Genomic DNA, 17,251 nt, shown 5'->3' on the forward strand with positions numbered 1-17,251 from the left:
CGCCGTAGGTGCGACCTAATTCTTTGTCAATTTAGGTCGCACCTACGGCGCTGTGAAATCGTAATAAAATCACTTTTTAGCTATTGACAGGCCGTGCCTAACGACACTTAGTTATACCAATTAGTTTTCTCAAACCTGGGATAACCGATTGCGTTCCCAAACCCCGACATGAACCGATACGCCAAAATCTTTCCGCTTTTATCCCTCCTGATTTTTCTTGCTCTGCAACCGTCAACCGCGCAGCAGAAAAAGAATCAGACCGTTACCATCGTTCTACCGGCTTCGCCCCACGCCCGCATTACGTTTGGTGCTGAAAAACTACGACAAGCTCTGACAAAAGCCGGTTATCAGGTTACCGTTTCGCAAGGAGCGAAGCAGAGTACTAATTCGTCGCAAATCGTTGTTGGTTTATGGGACGATAACGTAGTGAAACAAACAGCGTCGCGTTATGGGCTGACAACTGGTAAAGAAGCAGGGAAAGAAAGTTTTTCGATTCGGAAAGAAGGCGAGAAACCAATTCTTGTTGCTGGTGCTGATGCGTCGGGTGCCTTGTATGGCTGCATGGAACTGGCGGACCAAGTAGCTGAAACGGGTAAACTTCCCGAGACGATTCGTCTGAGTGATAAACCCGAAATGGTGCTTCGCGGTACGTGTATCGGGGTGCAGAAACCGACATATCTGCCCGGTCGCGACGTGTACGAATATCCGTATACACCCGAAACCTTTCCGTGGTTATACGACAAGGCGCTGTGGATTCGGTATCTGGATATGATGGTCGAGAACCGATATAACTCGCTGTATCTGTGGAACGGGCATCCGTTTGCGTCGCTGGTCCGGTTGAAAGAGTATCCCTATGCCGTTGAAGTAGACGATGCTACGTTCAAAAAGAACGAAGAAATGTTCCGGTTCCTGACCGAAGAGGCTGATAAACGGGGTGTTTGGGTGATCCAGATGTTCTACAATATCATCGTCTCGAAACCCTTTGCCGAGCATCATAACATTAAAACCCAGGACCGAAACCGCCCGATTGTTCCGCTCATTGCCGATTATACCCGCAAGTCAATTGCTGCGTTTGTGGAGAAATACCCGAATGTTGGGTTGCTGATTGCCCTGGGTGAAGCGATGGAAGGCGTTGGGCAGGATGATGTCGACTGGTTTACCAAAACGATTATTCCAGGCGTAAAAGATGGTTTGAAAGTGCTCGGGAAAACCGAGGAACCGCCCCTCGTGCTACGTGCTCACGATACGGATGCGCCCCGCGTCATGAAAGCCGCACTACCGTTGTATAAAAATTTATACACCGAAGCCAAGTTCAACGGTGAAGCACTCACTACTTATGAACCTCGTGGGAAGTGGGCTGAATTGCACCGGACATTGAGTAATATCGGTACAGTACAGATTGAAAATGTACACATTCTGGCGAACCTGGAGCCCTTCCGCTACGGTTCCGCTGATTTCATTCAGAAGTCGGTTCAGGCGATGCACAGCGTGTATGGCGCCAATGGGTTGCACTTGTATCCACAAGCTTCCTACTGGGATTGGCCCTACACGGCCGATAAAACAAACCCGCGCATACTCCAGCTCGACCGAGACTGGATCTGGTACAAAACCTGGGCACGCTACGCCTGGAAAGCTGGCCGGGGTCGACCCGAAGAAGTCACGTATTGGGGAAATCAATTGGCGGAAAAATACGGGTTACCACTGGACAAAGGTAAAGACGTACTGGAAGCCTACGAGCAAACGGGCGAGATTTCACCGAAGCTGCTACGTCGTTACGGCATCACCGACGGCAACCGCCAGACACTAACGCTGGGCATGTTGATGACCCAACTTATCAATCCATTCCGGTATGGTTTACTTACATTGCTCTACGAGTCAGAAGCCCCTGAAGGCGAGATGCTTATAGAATACGCCGAGAAGGACTGGAAGCACGAAAAACACATTGGCGAAACACCTGTTCAAATAGCGGATGAGGTGATTGTCCACGGCAAAAAAGCCGTGGAAGCCATCGACAAAGCCGCTGGTGCCGTCACAAAAGATAAAGAAGAGTTTACGCGGCTGAAAAATGACGTGTACAGTCAGAATGCCATGGCGAATTTCTACGCGCAGAAAGCCCGGGCGGCCTTAGCCATTTTGCGATACAAATATTCCAACGATATTCGGGATCTGGACAAAGCCGTGCCCTTATTGGAAAGCAGCGTCAAACACTACGCTGATCTGGTGAATCTTACGAAAGATACGTACCTGTATGCCAACAGCATGCAGACGAAACAGCGCAAGATTCCCATGCGGGGCGTTGATGCTACGTACATAACCTGGGCCGAAATGCTGCCAGTTTATCAGAAAGAACTGAGTCATTTCAAACACTCGATTGATTCGCTGAGATCCGTTACGAATACCGTTGCCAAACAGCCATTGCTGTTGAAACCCGCGATCGTTACGGTACAAAGTCCACGCGTAGAAACGTATTCGCTGGAAAAAGGGCAGCGCGTGTTTACGGATACAATGGTCACCATCAAGGAAGTAGCACCTGAATTTAAGCAGTTGAAAGGACTGAAACTTCCGAAGGCAAAACAGCAGTCGGAAAGGACCAGTCTGACATTTTCGACTACACAACCTGTGAAACTGCTGATCGGCTTTTTCAACGAGAAGAAACCGACATATCTGCCTGCTCCCGAACTCGAAACCGATGCTAGCGCCAACGATTATGGTCAGTCGGAAATCAAAATATCGAACGCCGTACTGGTCGACGGACTGCCCCCGATTAATGTACACGCGTATTCGTTCAAGCCCGGTCAGCACACACTGAATCTGGGCAAAGGAGTCTGTCTGCTACTTGGCTTTATGGACGGGAATCAGGAAATCCCGATTTTCGACGCGGGTCTTGCCGGAAACAAGAAGAACATCGACTGGTTGTTTGAGTAAGCAGCATACTGAATGCTACGTATCGTTGATAGAAAACATCTGCCAGGTCACTAGTTTACCTGACACTATTTCTTTGATACGTCGTGTTGCATCTGTTCGATGGCGGCCCATCCCTCCGGCTTGATGCCCATAATTTCAGTGGCAACGCCCACCGTTTGGTAGGTGTCGAAGAAAGCCATTCGTGCAATGGAGTGGTCGACTTCGCTAATGATTCTATAACCCTGTTCGCGCAGTTCGCTGGTGACCCGTTCAAAATCGCTTACTGGCAAACGGAAGGCAAGATGCTGTGTGCCGCCTGTCGGATATCGGGCGAGGTAATCATGGAACATGCTTTGGCCGGAAACAGGCTGGATGAGTTCGATGAAGGCACTGCCATTGTAGGTCTGCGTGGTCAGCCATTCGCCAGCCACGGCCTGGCCGTAATAAGTCATGCCCAGATCCTGCGCGCGGATATGTTCCGGTTCGGGAAAGCCAGCGATAGACAACGCGTTTGTCAGGAACTTTACGGCAGTGTGAATGTCGGGGACTACCCAGCCAATTTGGGCCAGCTCTAGTCCGGCGATGGGGTTGTTAATCCTGGTCATGTTTGTTTACCACTTGGTTTAGTGGTAGAACAAAGTTAAAACGGATGGGTTTGTGGCATCAGGGGTATGTGCGTCAATATGAGGGCGGTTTGCGACCAATCCAGGAGTTGTGCAACAACTACGGGCGTTTTAATGATGACTGCGCTGAATGCGGTCCGTCTCGGCGAAAGGCGGGGTCGCCTTATTAGTGGATCTCTATACTACGTTGCAATGATCAGTTCGATTTCGTTATCGTGAAAGACCTGTTTATGTTTTTCTTCGATGCTGGCATCGGTAATGATGTAATTAATCAGGGATAGAGCGCCCAGACTGGCGAAGGCACTTTTACCGATTTTGGTTGAATCAGCGACCAGATACGTCGTGTCAGCCGCATCGATCATGGCTTTTTTAACGACCAGGTCACTGATACTTGGGTACGTTAATCCTGATTTTAAGGAAATACCCGCCGTTGCCAGAAACAACTTCTGCACGTTAATTCCTTTAAAGAAATCGGCGGCTTTCTGACCGGTTAGAGAAAGGGTAGGGGGCTTGAACTCGCCACCTGTCATAATGACTTCGATACCCGGTTCAGCTCCCAGAATCAGAGCGATGTTTAGGGCGTTTGTGATAACGGTGAGGTTTTTGTAACCGCGTAATTTTTTGGCAATTTCGGTTGTGGTCGAGCCCGAATCCAGAATGATGCTGTCACCACTTTCAATGAACTCCAGGCACTTGGTAGCAATCAATTCTTTTTTGTCAATGTTCTCCTGATTACCTAGCGAAAACGTTCTGACCTGATCTTCAACGTTTTTAAGATAGGCCCCGCCATGCTCTTTGGTGACCAGTCCATCCTTCTCCAGCTTTTCCAGATCCTGACGAATGGTTACTTCCGTCACTTTAAAGATTCGGGCCAGGTCGATCACCTTAGCCGAGCCATCTTCTTTTAGTAATTCAAGTATTTTATCCCGACGTTGATTCGGTAGCATAAGTCTGTTTTCGTTTCTGGGTCAGCCAAAAGTAAGGAAAAGAAATTTTTTTTGTGCTATAGCACAAAACATACCGAATCGATACTAAATGAAAGATAACCTAACCTAACCAATACCAATGATTAGACGGCAACAATATACCGTCTAATCAATTTGGTAAATATTTTCTTATCTCCTGAAATCCTTTTGGTCGTAAATTGACGTAGATACATTAAATGTTAATGCATCATTTAACTTACCATCTACTTACATCATGAATGGAGTACTTGCTGACGGAGTCACAACTCGTCACTACATACCCCAACAAGCGGAGTCCTCTCTTGAAACAGTATATAACCGCTACGTTGATCAGGTCTACCGGCAATGTCTGTCTATGACCAAAGATTCTGAAAAAGCTCAGGACTTTACCCACGACATCTTTATTAAGGTTTTTCATAAACTCGATGCGTTCGAGCAACGCTCCAGTCTATCAACCTGGATTAACTCCATTGCTTACAACTACTGTGCTGATCAGCTCCGACTGGCGAAACGGCTTCAAACGACGTCTCTCGATGAAGAACTCAACGGGCAGGTTTCAGAAAGTCAGGAGGCAGCTCTACAAGAGGAAGCCACGCAGCTGGTCAATCAGGCACTGGCTAGTTTGTCTAAAGCAGAGCAGGTCCTGCTACGTCAGAAATATGAAGAAGGAATAAGCCTGGACGAACTGGCCCAGATGCATCAACTGAGTCTGAGTGCTGTGAAGATGCGGCTCAAGCGTAGTCGGGAGAAGATTCAGCGCTTTTGCGCTCAACAACAGGCCACGTAAACGATCAAGTCAACCATTCTGTGGAGTCAGATTCCTCAATAGTACTCCACAGAATAGTTGACTTAGCGAACTCAACCAGCTGATTTAACCTCCGTTTCGATTGCGCACAAGATTTGAGCGTGTTTACTTCCCAGAATTTATCAGTGATTTTTTATCTGTTGATCAACGATATTATTGCAGCCATGCCCAGCGCTTTGCCCAATCCAGCAATACGTCTCTCCGCCATTTTAACACGGTTTTTCCTCCTTGCTGTACGCCATCGAAAAGCGCAGGATTAGCGCGATCTGTGTACCAGTTAGCACCTAACGCATAATCGCCGGAACGGATTTTACCAGGCCATTGGTTGGTCACGACGAGTTGGCCGCTCTGTTCTGGAAATCCGGGAATGGATGAGGTGATCGTGTAGGCTAACGTTTCAGCTTGTTTTGGCGAATACTTGATCCCATAATTACCCTTGCCCAGGTAGAAGCCATCCCACTTTTGCTCGCCAATCTTTGCTTTAACAGCCATCGTGAAACAGGCGGAATCAGCGGGAATATTTATTTCGGGACCCTTCAAATGGATTTCCACCACTGAATAAACAGTCGCGGTATCGGCAAGGGTCGTGGTACGGTTATAAACGATTCGTGGGCTATGAGTAAACGTTTCAAAACTACCACCCCAGGATTCTTTAAAGGGGTTTCCCGGATCACCATCCATCAGATAGAGCAAGGAAGGTGTATCCCCCATCTTAATGCTGCCTTTGTAATAATTTTTAAAATCCTTACCAAGGTATCCGGCACTCCGGATGTACGTATCATAGTAATTGCGGTTTTTTAAACTATCGGGTGCGTCTTTATCGGAAAAGAAGCCGTTGTAAGAGCCATTCGCTTCAATAAACCACAGATCATGAAAATTCTGAGCGATGTAAGAGTAGCTATTGACACTCCATTTTTTATTGGGACCACCGATCCAGTAGACTTTGATCTTACGTTGAATATCGGGAGCGTCGTGTAGCGCTTGAGCTAAATCCTCCACACCGCCCCACACCAGTATCCAAAGGGGTTGTTTGCTTGCCTTTCTCGCACAAGTGATAATCCAGTCGGATCCCTCGGTAGCCGTGGTATAACCGACGAAAGGCGCTGCGCCATGCTTCCCCTGTTTACATACGGCCCGTAAAGCACCAGGTGATGGATAGCCTTTCTGATGCTTTGTCAGTTTGGGCAAATCCTTTTCGTACAGATCGATCATTTCTAAAATAGTCTGCTTGGTTCCGTTTCCGTAAGAGGGGGAAGAAATAAGCCCTTCGGTGGAGAACATGTGGCTATACATCAGAAAATGAGCCATGGATTGATTGTCGTCAGGGTCAGTACCGCCAATGTCTGTGCTAATGATGATACGCGGCTTAACCGGTACCGGCTGCTGTGCCAGTAGCGTAATGTGACAAAAGGTGAGCAGACACATCAGGCTAATTTTTCTACTAATCATCTTTTGATTTTGGGTTTATCGATTGAATACAACGGAACGGGTTGCCAGAGGACGACGCTTGGAGCGACACATCTTGTACTTCCCATTTTTTACGGGTTGCTCTGAAAATAATATTGATTGTACTATCAGTTGCCAAGAGGCACAAAGCACAAAGAGAAAAAGGCCTCAATAGAGCCTGTATGAATATAATCCAAAGACTTTTATTAGAAAAAGCAAAATAAAAGAAAGAAAACGAAATATCTTATAGGAAAGTATAGGAAAGTTGCCCGGCTACGTTCAACTACTTTCGCTTACTTATTTTTGGCAATATAAAATGATTGTATTGACTATTTCACTGATAATTCTACTATGATGAGCCCATCTTTACCCTATCGACGATCCTGGCGAGTTGGCCTGGTCTTTGTTTTGCTTTGTTTTTCTTTTGCTCAGATTTTTGGGCAGGGAAGGTCTGTTACGGTTACGGGTAAAATCACGGATGAAACAGGAAAAGGGCTACCGGGTGCCTCGATTCTGGTAAAATCGTCTAAAAACGGAACCATCTCGAATCAGGACGGCGCTTATTCGATTTCTGCGACAGAGAACGCAGTACTGGTCATTAGCTCGATCAGCTTTGAAACGCAGGAGGTTCCGGTTAACAGCCGATCGGTGATCGACGTATCGATGCTGCCGTCGAACAAGACACTGAATGAAGTCGTCGTGGTGGGGTATGGTACGCAGAGTAAACGGGCCATAACCAGTGCTGTAGCATCGGTGGGTTTCAATGAGTTCAAAGATCGTTCGTTCAGCAACGTAACGCAGTCGTTAGCGGGTAAAGTCGCGGGGGTAAACATCACGCAGGCGCAAGGTGCACCGGGCTCTTCGCCCATTATTCGCATACGGGGGGTGAGTTCTATCACTGCTGGTACGAACCCGCTGTTTGTCGTCGATGGCGTTCCGCTCGAAAACTTCAACCTAAACCTGATCAACCCACAGGATATCGAGTCAGTCGATATTCTGAAAGATGCATCATCGGCGGCTATTTATGGATCGCGTGGCGCCAACGGGGTTGTGCTGGTCACGACGAAACTAGGGAAACCCGGTAAAACCAACATCAGCGCGGGGTATGAATATGGCATTCAGACGGTCACACGTAAAGTGCCAATGATGAATGCGCAGCAGTGGATTGGGTATTACATTGATGCGCACAACAACGCCTGGGTCGATCAGAATCCGGCCGTCAACAAAGCGTCTGATCCAAACAGCGTCCGTCCGTCGACGTATCGTATTCCAGACGACTTTATCAACAACCCGCAGCAGTTTGGCAATGGCACCGACTGGCAGGACGTCATGTTCCGCGTGGCGCCTTCGCACAACGCGCAACTTTCGGTATCGGGCGGAACCGAGAAAACACAGTTCTTATTTTCAGGCGCTTACCTGGATCAGCAGGCTGTTCTGGATGAAAACTACTACAAACGCTTATCGTTACGTACGAACATCAAACATAAGGTATCGGAAAAATTTTCGCTTGGGCTGAACCTAGGCGCAACGACCATCTTTGACCGCACCGAAGGAACACAGGGGAAAAGCGACGTAATTAGTCTGGCTATCCAAAGCGACCCGATCTTCCCGGTTTATAACGAAAATGGCAACCTGGGCTACCGCGATCCGAATTCGGTCTGGAGCAAATACATTGCCTATAACGACCTGAATCTTTGGCACCCGTACTCACTGACCCGCTTTTACCACAAGCAAAACAAATCGTTTAATACGCTTGGAACGGCCTTTGCGGAATACAGTATCATCCCTGACCTGAAATTTCGGACGAGCATCAGCGGCAACCTGTTCAATACGCGGTTGAACTCATACCGGGTTAAAAATCAGGGATATGGCTACTCGGGTCTGTTGCCTGCTGAAGGAAACGTACAAACATCCTACATGTTGAACTGGCTGTCGGAGAATACGCTGACGTACGATAAACAGTTTGGCGACCATAGTCTGAACGTACTGGCGGGTTACTCAGTCCAGAAGCAACGCGATGAGTTCGCGACCGTTACGTCGGGGAGTTTTCCGAACGATCTGGTTGAAACCCTAAACGCGGGCGTCGTGACGAGTGGATCGAGTACGGCTTCCGAATGGGCCATGATTTCGTATCTGGCTCGGGCTCAGTATAATTTCCAAAACAAATATTTTCTGACAGCCGCCATTCGTCGGGATGGTAGTTCACGATTCGGGACGGATACACGCTGGGGTTATTTCCCCTCCGTTTCGGCGGGTTGGATGATTTCCGATGAGAACTTCCTAAAGGATGTCAAGTTTGTGTCCAGCCTGAAATTACGGGCCAGTTACGGACAGACGGGGAACAACCAAATTCCTAACTACGGGGCTATTAGCTTACTTGGGGCTACCAACTACGTATCGGGTTCCGCACTGGCTTCCGGGCTGACGATCGGCAATATTGCCAATACGAATCTGAAATGGGAACGTACCAATCAGTTAAACATTGGTGTTGACCTGCGCGTGCTGAATGATCGAATCGGTTTGTCGGCGGAGTTTTATAACTCGGTTACCCGCGACATGCTGCTGAACGTACCGGTGCCCGATATTTCCGGTTTCTCGACTCAGCTGACCAACATTGGCCGGATGCAGAACCGGGGTGTTGAGTTGAATCTGAATACGAAAAATACGACCGGCAAAGTAGTCTGGACGACGGATTTTAACTTTAGCACGAATCGCAACAAGGTACTTCAACTGGGTCCTGGAAATGCGCCGATCATTTACACGGACTACGTCGTGGCGGTGAAAACCGAAGTGGGTCAGCCCATTTCCAATTTCTTTGGCTACGTCGTGGATGGTGTATTCAGAAACCAGGCGGCTGTCGATGCGGCTCCACACTATAGCACGACCAAACCCGGCGATCCGATTATTCGGGACGTAAACGGCGATGGGAAAATTACGACGGATGACCGCACGACAATGGGTAATTTTCAACCCGATTTCACGGCGGGTCTGACCAACACGGTCTCCTTCAAAGGTTTCGATTTCTCGTTTCTGTTGCAGGGAACCTACGGTGGCGAAATTGTCAATCAGAATTTCCGGTACCTGGGCTTCTGGAACAACGGACGTAACATGTTTGCGAGTGTCGACAATCGCTGGCGGTCGGAAGCCAATCCTGGTGACGGCACACATTTCCGCGCTACGTTAGGACTGACGGGTTTGCAGGATCAGTTTCATAGCCTGTGGGTAGAAGATGCTTCGTTTACTCGCCTGAAAAACATTCGGTTATCCTATACACTGCCAACGTCGCTGACGAGCAAAACACCATTTCGGGTTGCCCGCGTGTATGTTAATGCTGATAACGTGTATCTGTGGAGCAAATACACCAACTACGATCCTGAAAATACGACCTACGGCGCCAGCAATTATTCCAGCGGAGGCAACGGCCTGAATGCGTCGGGTAATGCGCCAAACGGAGCCTTCATCGGTGTTGATTACGGCTCGTATCCGCTCCCACGTGTTGTTACGGTAGGCCTGAAAGTCGATTTATAAATCTTAAAGAGCATTCTCATGAAAGTTATAAAACTAACATTTACCGTTCTTTGCATCGGGCTGTTGTCCAGCAGTTGCAAAGAGTCGTTTCTCGATCTGAAACCACTCTCGAATCCGACGGCCGATAATTTCAAAACTACCGACGATTTTGAATTGGCCGTCAATGGAGCGTATGCATCGCTTTACACGGTGTATCATCCGGAAGGCCCCGTTTCCTACGCCAACGAACAGATGAGCGATAACGCCATTATGTTCAATATTTCGGGGATTCAGGCCGATAAATGGCAGTTTAAAGATTACAGCCTGGCCACTGCCAATACGATGGTCTATCAGTTCTGGCAGGATTGCTACAAAGCGATTTTCAATGCAAACATCGTATTGGACAGAATCGAGAGTGCCAACGTGAGCGCTACGTATAAAGATGGCGTAAAAGCACAGATGATGTTCCTGCGGGCTCTGTACTATTTTAACATGGTTCAACTGTGGGGTGATCTCCCGATTGTAACGACTCCACTTACCGGTGAAGAGAGCTACAGTGTGTTACGTTCACCCGCCAGCGCCGTATATGATCAGATAAAAAAAGACCTCATTTTCGCGGCTGAGAAACTACCTCTGGCGTCGGCAATCACCATGCCAGGTCGGGTGTCGAAAGGAGCCGCGCAGACATTGCTGGGAAAAGTATATCTGACCCTGGGCGATAAAACTTCGGCGGCAACCGTCCTGAAGGAAGTGTACAACAGCAACCAGTATTCGTTGTTGACAAACTATTCTGACCTGTGGGGACCCAGCGTGAAGAACACGAAAGAATCCATTTTTGAGATTCAGTTTCTTGGCGGAAATGCGTCGGCACCCTTTAGTCGATATTACCAGACATTCTACCCGAACAACAACTTCCTGGGTTTTTACGGGGGGGGCATGAACCAGGTTACCGACGATTTGTATAACGAATACGAAACAGGCGATCCGCGTCGGGATGTTTCGATTGCGCTTGGGTATAACAACGCCGGTACGTTCATTAATCAGAAATATCCGATCAAATGGACAGACACGAAGGCAACCCAGGTAGGGGGTAACCCACTGTCGAACAACAACTTTATGGTGTTACGTTATGCCGATGCACTGCTGTTATTAACTGAAGCCACTGGCGACGCTACGTACCTGAATCTGGTACGGACCCGAGCGAAGCTCCCTAAATTCGGCGACGCTACGTATCCAACGGCAAAATACCCTACGCTTGATCTGGCGATTGAACACGAGCGCCGGACAGAGCTGGCCATTGAGTTCAACCGCTGGTTTGATTTGAAGCGTACGAACCGCGCTATTCCGGTGCTAACGGCGAAAGGGAAAGCCATTACGCAGATGAAACTGTTGTGGCCGATCCCGCAAATTGTGCGGACCCAGAACGAAGCCATTTCGCAAAACGCGGGGTATTGATTTATCATATTACATAGTATGACCCCGATGGAGTCAAATGTTTATAGAGAGAATAATTGCTATAGACATTTGATCCCATCGGGGTCATATTTCTGATGGATACTAGTTTTCGGACTCGACCACATTAAATGCCACCGGTTCAGAGTGATTGCTAAAATCATACAAACCGCCGAAAAAATCATACAGAGTACAACCCTGAAAAAACGCATTCTTTGTACATGCTAAACCTGAATCTTAAACGAGTACTTCCTTACGCTTTTTTAGTCCTCATTGCTGTCGCGTGTAGTACGTCTGAAAACGATAAAAAAGGCCCGGATTCGCGTCAGTTGGCCATATCGGAGAACAAACGATTTCTGGCTGTTGGCGATAACAAACCTTTTTTCTGGCTGGGTGATACGGGCTGGTTACTATTCGGTCGGTTGACGCGCGAGGAAGCTGAGAAGTACCTCGAAAATCGGAAGCAGAAAGGCTTTAACGTAGTGCAGGTTATGGTGCTGCACACACTGGGGGCAGCCAACGTATACGGTGATTCGGCGCTGGTCGGAAAAAACATTGCCACCCCTAAACTTACCGAAGGGTCTTCTTTCAGCGATTCAACTCAATATGATTTCTGGGATCACGTCGATTTTGTGATCGACAAAGCGGCTGAGAAAGGTATTTACATGGCACTGGTACCGCTCTGGGGGAACAATGTCAAAAGTAAACGCGTCAATCAGGAGCGCGCTAAAGCGTATGCGGAATTCATCGCCAATCGGTATAAAAACCGACCGAACATTATCTGGCTCGATGGGGGTGACATAAAAGGCAGTGACTCGCTGGACGTCTGGAAGACCATTGGCCGAACGATCAACCAAATCGATTCAACACACCTCATTACGTTTCATCCCCGCGGACGTGCGTCTTCGTCGGAGTGGTTTCATAACGAACCCTGGCTGGACTTTAACATGGTGCAGTCGGGGCATAAGTCGTACGCGCAGGATACGTCAGCTAAAGATCGTTGGCATTACGGCGAAGATAACTGGCGGTACATGCAGGCCGATTTAGTGCTAAAACCCACCAAACCTGTCATCGACGGTGAGCCCTCGTACGAACAGATTCCCTACGGTCTGCACAATCCAAAAGACCCACGCTGGACCGCTGACGATGTGCGCCGATACGGATATTGGTCGGTCTTGGCCGGTGCATTTGGGTATACCTACGGGCATAACTCGATCATGCAGTTTTATAAAAAAGGCGACAAAAAGAGTTCATTCGGCGCCATCGATGACTGGACAAAAGCCCTCGACGCACCCGGTGCTGGCCAAATGATTCACCTGAAAAATTTGATGCTTGCTCATTCCTTTTTCGACCGCGTTCCCGGTCAGTCACTGATTGCCAATCAGGGAAGTAAGTACGACTATTTAGTTGCCAGTCGAGGACCGGACTACGCGCTGGTATATACCTACACCGGACGTAACATCAAGCTGAACATGGGCAAACTTCCCGGCGATGCCGTAGCCGCTTCCTGGTTCAGCCCACGCGATGGAAAAACGACCGCCATCGGCGACGTAGCAAATAAAAGCGTTCAGGAATTCAACCCACCCGCCGAACCGAAAAACGGCAACGATTGGGTTTTAGTCATTGAGAAGAAATGAACCGCATAATCTGCTCAATCATCGCTCGTTTTAGAGCTTTGACAACGTTTAAAACCGCCCGGCGGCCCGGTTTGTCAAAGCTAAGTTTGACCATTCTGGCCTTACTCAGCCTAACATCCTGCTCGAAGGATGTCTATATGTTCAGCTCATTTCATGAACCGGCCAATGAGGGACTTCGGTTGCTTTACAGTTACGACGGCTACAAATGGACGGATCTGAATCGCACATTTCTAAAGCCCGAAATTGGCAATCAGAAAGTGATGCGCGATCCATCAGTTGCTCAAGGCAAAGATGGTACGTTTCATCTGGTCTGGACGAGTAGCTGGAAGGACGATAAAGGTTTCGGTTACGCCAGTTCCAAAGACCTGATTCACTGGTCGGAAGAACGATTTTTACCTGTCATGGAACACGAACCAACGACGGTGAATGTGTGGGCGCCCGAACTGTTTTACGACGACGAAGCCGACCAATTCGTGATCATCTGGGCGTCAACAATTCCCAACCGATTTGAGCGGGGCATCGAAGACGAGAAGAACAACCATCGGATGTATTACACAACGACTAAAGATTTCAAGACTTTTACTCCTACGACACTCTTTCTCGATCCGAAATTCAGTGTAATTGACGCCGTGATTGTCAAGCGTAAGTCATCTGATTACGTATTGGTTTTGAAAGACAACACCCGCCCGGAACGTAACATCAAAGTAGCGTTTGGCAATAAAGCAACAGGACCCTTCACCAACGTATCGGCACCTTTCACAAAGAAATTTACGGAAGGACCATCCGTTGCTAAAGTCGGTGACGACTGGCTGATTTATTTCGACTCGTATCAGGACAAATCGTATGATGCCGTCCGAACCCGTGATTTCAAAACCTTCACTGATGTGAAGTCGGAAATTTCAGTGCCTGAAGGACATAAACACGGTACGATTTTTAAGGTGAAAAAGAAGGTTTTAAAGGGGTTATTGAAGTGAATTTGTCATGGCTCCGGCCACCCGGCCCGACGATAGTAGGAATCTACGCTGATAGCCTAGAAAGTTTCCATTTTCGAAGATTCCTCCTGTCGTCGGACCGGGTGGCCGGAGCCATGACAAAAAACAGTTGTAGAATTTAATGAAATATAAGCTCTTACTATTCATTCTCGTTTCCCTCGCTCAGCTCTCCAAAGCCCAGCAAACGGAAAAACGCTACCTGTCTGGCACGGGGAACGACAACACCGTAAACTGGCAATTCTATTGCACGGCGGGGCAAAATTCGGGAAAGTGGACCATGATTCCGGTGCCGTCGAACTGGGAGTTGCAGGGCTTTGGAAAGTACAATTACGGGTTCGCCAAAGACAGCGTGAAAGGGAAGGAGCAAGGACTTTACAAATACGAATTTCAGGCACCGGCAGCGTGGAAAGGTAAACGAATCAATCTTGTATTTGAAGGTGCGATGACCGATACGGAGGTAAAGCTGAACGGCAAGTCAACGGGGCCAACGCATCAGGGTTCGTACTATGCCTTCAAATACGACGTAACGAATTTATTGAACTACGGTTCGGGCAATTTGCTGGAAGCTACCGTATCCAAACATTCGGCCAATGCATCCGTGAATGAAGCCGAACGCAAAGGTGATTTCTGGATTTTTGGTGGCATTTTTCGACCTGTTTATCTGGAAATTCTCCCCGCCGAACACATCGACCACGTAGCGATCAACGCCAAAGCAAACGGCACGTTCACCGCGCAACTTCAACTCAATACGTCGGGTAAAGCCACAGACATATCGGCGCAGATTTTCACTACGTCCGGGCAAAAAGTCGGTACGCCCTTTACGGCAAAAATGGGAGCGGGTAACCAAACCGTTACGTTGACGAAGATATTACAGAATTTATTGTTGTGGACATCCGAAACACCGAATCGCTACAAAGTTGAATTCAGTTTGTTACAGGTGGGAAAACCCGTTCACGTCGTAACGAAGTTCTTTGGTTTCCGAACCGTTGAGGTGAAGCAACGGGATGGCATTTACGTCAACGGCACTAAAATCAAGCTAAAAGGTGTGAATCGCCATTCGTTCTGGCCTACGTCAGGGCGGGCACTGAGCAAAGACATCAGCATTCTGGACGTGAACCTGATGAAGGACATGAACATGAACGCCGTTCGGATGTCGCACTACCCGCCCGACGATCATTTTCTGGACGTTTGTGATTCGCTCGGTCTGTTTGTGTTCGATGAACTGGCGGGCTGGCATGGTCATTACGATACGCCCACCGGAACCAAACTCCTGCATGAACTCATCACGCACGACGTCAATCATCCGTCGGTTATTCTCTGGATCAACGGGAATGAGGGTGGACACAACTACGAGCTGGACACGCTTTTTACCAAAGAAGACATTCAGAAAAGGCATGTGATTCATGCCTGGGAGGATTTCGGTGGTTTCGATACGCAGCATTATCGCGAGTTCAACTACGGCATTGGCAATTACAATCTCGGTCATTCCATTGTGTTACCGACTGAATTTCTGCACGGTATGTATGACGGCGGTCACGGTGCAGGTCTGGAAGATTACTGGGAAGCGATGTGGCACGAGCCCTTGGCGGCTGGTGGTTTTCTCTGGGATTTCGCCGATCAGGGCGTCGTGCGTACCGACCTGAACAACGGCAAAGGACCACTCGACACCGACAAAAATCGCGGAGCCGACGGCATCGTAGGGCCGTACCGCGAAAAGGAAGGTAGCTTCTTTACGATCAAGGAAGTCTGGTCGCCGATCAAGATGGAGCGCCGGGAAATCACCGCTACGTTCGACGGTACGTTCCCGATTGAAAATCGCTACCATTTCACCAACGCCAACCAGTGTTCGTTTACGGGAAAACTGGTAAAATTTACTGAGTCGCAGGAGGCCGGGAAGCCATTTTCAGTGATGGCCCCTAACCTGAAGCCCTTCGAAAAAGGTTCACTGAAAGCCAATCTGCCCACCGACTGGAAAGATTTTGATTTGCTATACATTACCGTCACCGATCCGCACAAACGGGAGCTGTTTACGTGGAGTTTTCCGATTTCGCTGCCCAACAAGATGATCACCAAGCTGGTCAAAACCGAAGGGGCGGGCAACGTAACGCTTACCGAAACCGACTCGCTCTACAACGTAACGACCAACGGGATTCAACTGGCGATCAGTAAACGGAATGGCATACTACGTCAGGTCGCCAATAGTAAGGGGCAAATTCCATTGACCAATGGCCCGATTTTGCAGGAAGCCGCCAATAACTTCAAAAGCTTTACGCAACGGACTGACGGCAAAAATCTCATCATCGAATCGACCTTCGACCGAAAAACCGCTTACAATACGTTACAGTGGACCATTTATCCGTCGGGCTGGGTAAAAATGAAGGTGCGCTATTTTCCGGATGGTTATTTCACCTTTCTGAATGGCGTCAATTTTTCGTTTCCCGAAGCCAAACTAAAAGCGGTCAAATGGATGGGAAAAGGACCGTATCGCGTCTGGAAAAACCGGATGAAAGGGGGCACGCTGGGCGTTTGGAGTAAAGCGTATAACAACACCGAAACGGGCGAGCAGCCGTTGATTTATCCCGAATTCAAAGGCTACCACGCCAACCTGTATTGGTGCCGATTCGAAGCGGCAGGTAACCCGTTCATTGTAGCCACTGAGAATGAAGACGTGTTCTTCCGGCTTTTCACACCAGCCTGGAAAACCGATCAGTGGCACAACTACGAACCCATTTTTCCATCGGGCGATATTTCGTTCATGCAGAGCATCAGCAGTATTGGCACTAAAACCCAACGTAACGAAACCACCGGTCCGATGGGGCATAAATACGCGTTTTACGATTACGAAAAAGAACCCGCCCGCGCCAAAGAACTGACATTATACTTTGACTTTTCGGGGAAGTGATTCTATTTTTTTTGTCAT

Annotated in this window: 10 protein-coding genes; 7 read left to right on the top strand and 3 right to left on the bottom strand. The window is 48.4% G+C overall.

Annotation, left to right across the window (positions count from 1 at the left end; translation table 11 throughout):
- Positions 1-168: 168 nt before the first annotated feature.
- Entirely contained in the window at positions 169-2,925 is a 2,757-nt protein-coding gene (locus tag IC230_RS14630; RefSeq protein WP_223860658.1) for an alpha-d-galacturonidase, read from the top strand.
- A gap of 65 nt (positions 2,926-2,990) precedes the next feature.
- Here IC230_RS14630 and IC230_RS14635 read toward each other — a convergent pair whose 3' ends face one another.
- Together IC230_RS14635 and IC230_RS14640 are read right to left on the bottom strand one after the other, a co-directional pair.
- Positions 2,991-3,509, bottom strand: a complete 519-nt coding sequence (locus tag IC230_RS14635; protein WP_191039788.1) for a VOC family protein — start codon at positions 3,507-3,509, stop codon at positions 2,991-2,993.
- Between the two features lie 200 nt (positions 3,510-3,709).
- Complete coding sequence (locus tag IC230_RS14640; protein WP_191039789.1) at positions 3,710-4,474, bottom strand: DeoR/GlpR family DNA-binding transcription regulator; 765 nt, start codon at positions 4,472-4,474, stop codon at positions 3,710-3,712.
- Between the two features lie 253 nt (positions 4,475-4,727).
- Between IC230_RS14640 and IC230_RS14645 the strand changes: the two genes are divergently transcribed.
- A complete protein-coding gene (locus IC230_RS14645) occupies positions 4,728-5,279 on the top strand; it encodes an RNA polymerase sigma factor (RefSeq protein ID WP_191039790.1) in 552 nt (183 codons plus the stop codon).
- A 171-nt stretch (positions 5,280-5,450) separates the two neighbouring features.
- On the opposite strand, the gene IC230_RS14650 is transcribed toward IC230_RS14645, so the two are convergent.
- Positions 5,451-6,746: a nucleoside hydrolase-like domain-containing protein gene (locus tag IC230_RS14650; protein ID WP_191039791.1), complete on the bottom strand. Its 1,296-nt coding sequence runs from the start codon at positions 6,744-6,746 to the stop codon at positions 5,451-5,453.
- Positions 6,747-7,094: 348 nt separating this feature from the next.
- Between IC230_RS14650 and IC230_RS14655 the strand changes: the two genes are divergently transcribed.
- The 5 genes from IC230_RS14655 to IC230_RS14675 all read left to right on the top strand — a co-directional run bounded on the left by IC230_RS14655 (position 7,095) and on the right by IC230_RS14675 (position 17,233).
- Positions 7,095-10,271, top strand: coding sequence for a SusC/RagA family TonB-linked outer membrane protein (locus IC230_RS14655; RefSeq protein ID WP_223860659.1), 3,177 nt, complete (start codon positions 7,095-7,097; stop codon positions 10,269-10,271).
- A gap of 18 nt (positions 10,272-10,289) precedes the next feature.
- On the top strand, positions 10,290-11,705 hold the full coding sequence (locus tag IC230_RS14660; RefSeq protein ID WP_191039792.1) for a RagB/SusD family nutrient uptake outer membrane protein: 1,416 nt from the start codon (positions 10,290-10,292) through the stop codon (positions 11,703-11,705).
- Positions 11,706-11,923: 218 nt separating this feature from the next.
- Positions 11,924-13,339 carry a glycoside hydrolase family 140 protein gene (locus IC230_RS14665; protein ID WP_191039793.1) on the top strand — a complete coding sequence of 472 codons (1,416 nt, stop codon included), beginning with the start codon at positions 11,924-11,926 and terminating at the stop codon, positions 13,337-13,339.
- 38 nt (positions 13,340-13,377) lie between these two features.
- Entirely contained in the window at positions 13,378-14,313 is a 936-nt protein-coding gene (locus tag IC230_RS14670) for a glycoside hydrolase family 43 protein (protein WP_223860660.1), read from the top strand.
- A gap of 139 nt (positions 14,314-14,452) precedes the next feature.
- Complete coding sequence (locus IC230_RS14675) at positions 14,453-17,233, top strand: glycoside hydrolase family 2 protein (protein ID WP_191039795.1); 2,781 nt, start codon at positions 14,453-14,455, stop codon at positions 17,231-17,233.
- The last annotated feature ends 18 nt before the right edge of the window (positions 17,234-17,251 follow it).

Source organism: Spirosoma validum (genome assembly GCF_014699035.1).
Classification (GTDB): Bacteria; Bacteroidota; Bacteroidia; order Cytophagales; family Spirosomataceae; genus Spirosoma; species Spirosoma validum.

What these genes read in the sequence shown, in the direction of transcription:
- IC230_RS14660 (WP_191039792.1), top strand. Translation starts at nt 10,290, where the DNA reads ATGAAAGTTATAAAACTAACATTTACCGTTCTTTGCATCGGGCTGTTG.
- IC230_RS14645 (WP_191039790.1), top strand. Translation starts at nt 4,728, where the DNA reads ATGAATGGAGTACTTGCTGACGGAGTCACAACTCGTCACTACATACCC.
- IC230_RS14635 (WP_191039788.1), bottom strand. Translation starts at nt 3,509, where the DNA reads ATGACCAGGATTAACAACCCCATCGCCGGACTAGAGCTGGCCCAAATT.
- IC230_RS14675 (WP_191039795.1), top strand. Translation starts at nt 14,453, where the DNA reads ATGAAATATAAGCTCTTACTATTCATTCTCGTTTCCCTCGCTCAGCTC.
- IC230_RS14640 (WP_191039789.1), bottom strand. Translation starts at nt 4,474, where the DNA reads ATGCTACCGAATCAACGTCGGGATAAAATACTTGAATTACTAAAAGAA.
- IC230_RS14630 (WP_223860658.1), top strand. Translation starts at nt 169, where the DNA reads ATGAACCGATACGCCAAAATCTTTCCGCTTTTATCCCTCCTGATTTTT.
- IC230_RS14665 (WP_191039793.1), top strand. Translation starts at nt 11,924, where the DNA reads ATGCTAAACCTGAATCTTAAACGAGTACTTCCTTACGCTTTTTTAGTC.
- IC230_RS14650 (WP_191039791.1), bottom strand. Translation starts at nt 6,746, where the DNA reads ATGATTAGTAGAAAAATTAGCCTGATGTGTCTGCTCACCTTTTGTCAC.
- IC230_RS14655 (WP_223860659.1), top strand. Translation starts at nt 7,095, where the DNA reads ATGATGAGCCCATCTTTACCCTATCGACGATCCTGGCGAGTTGGCCTG.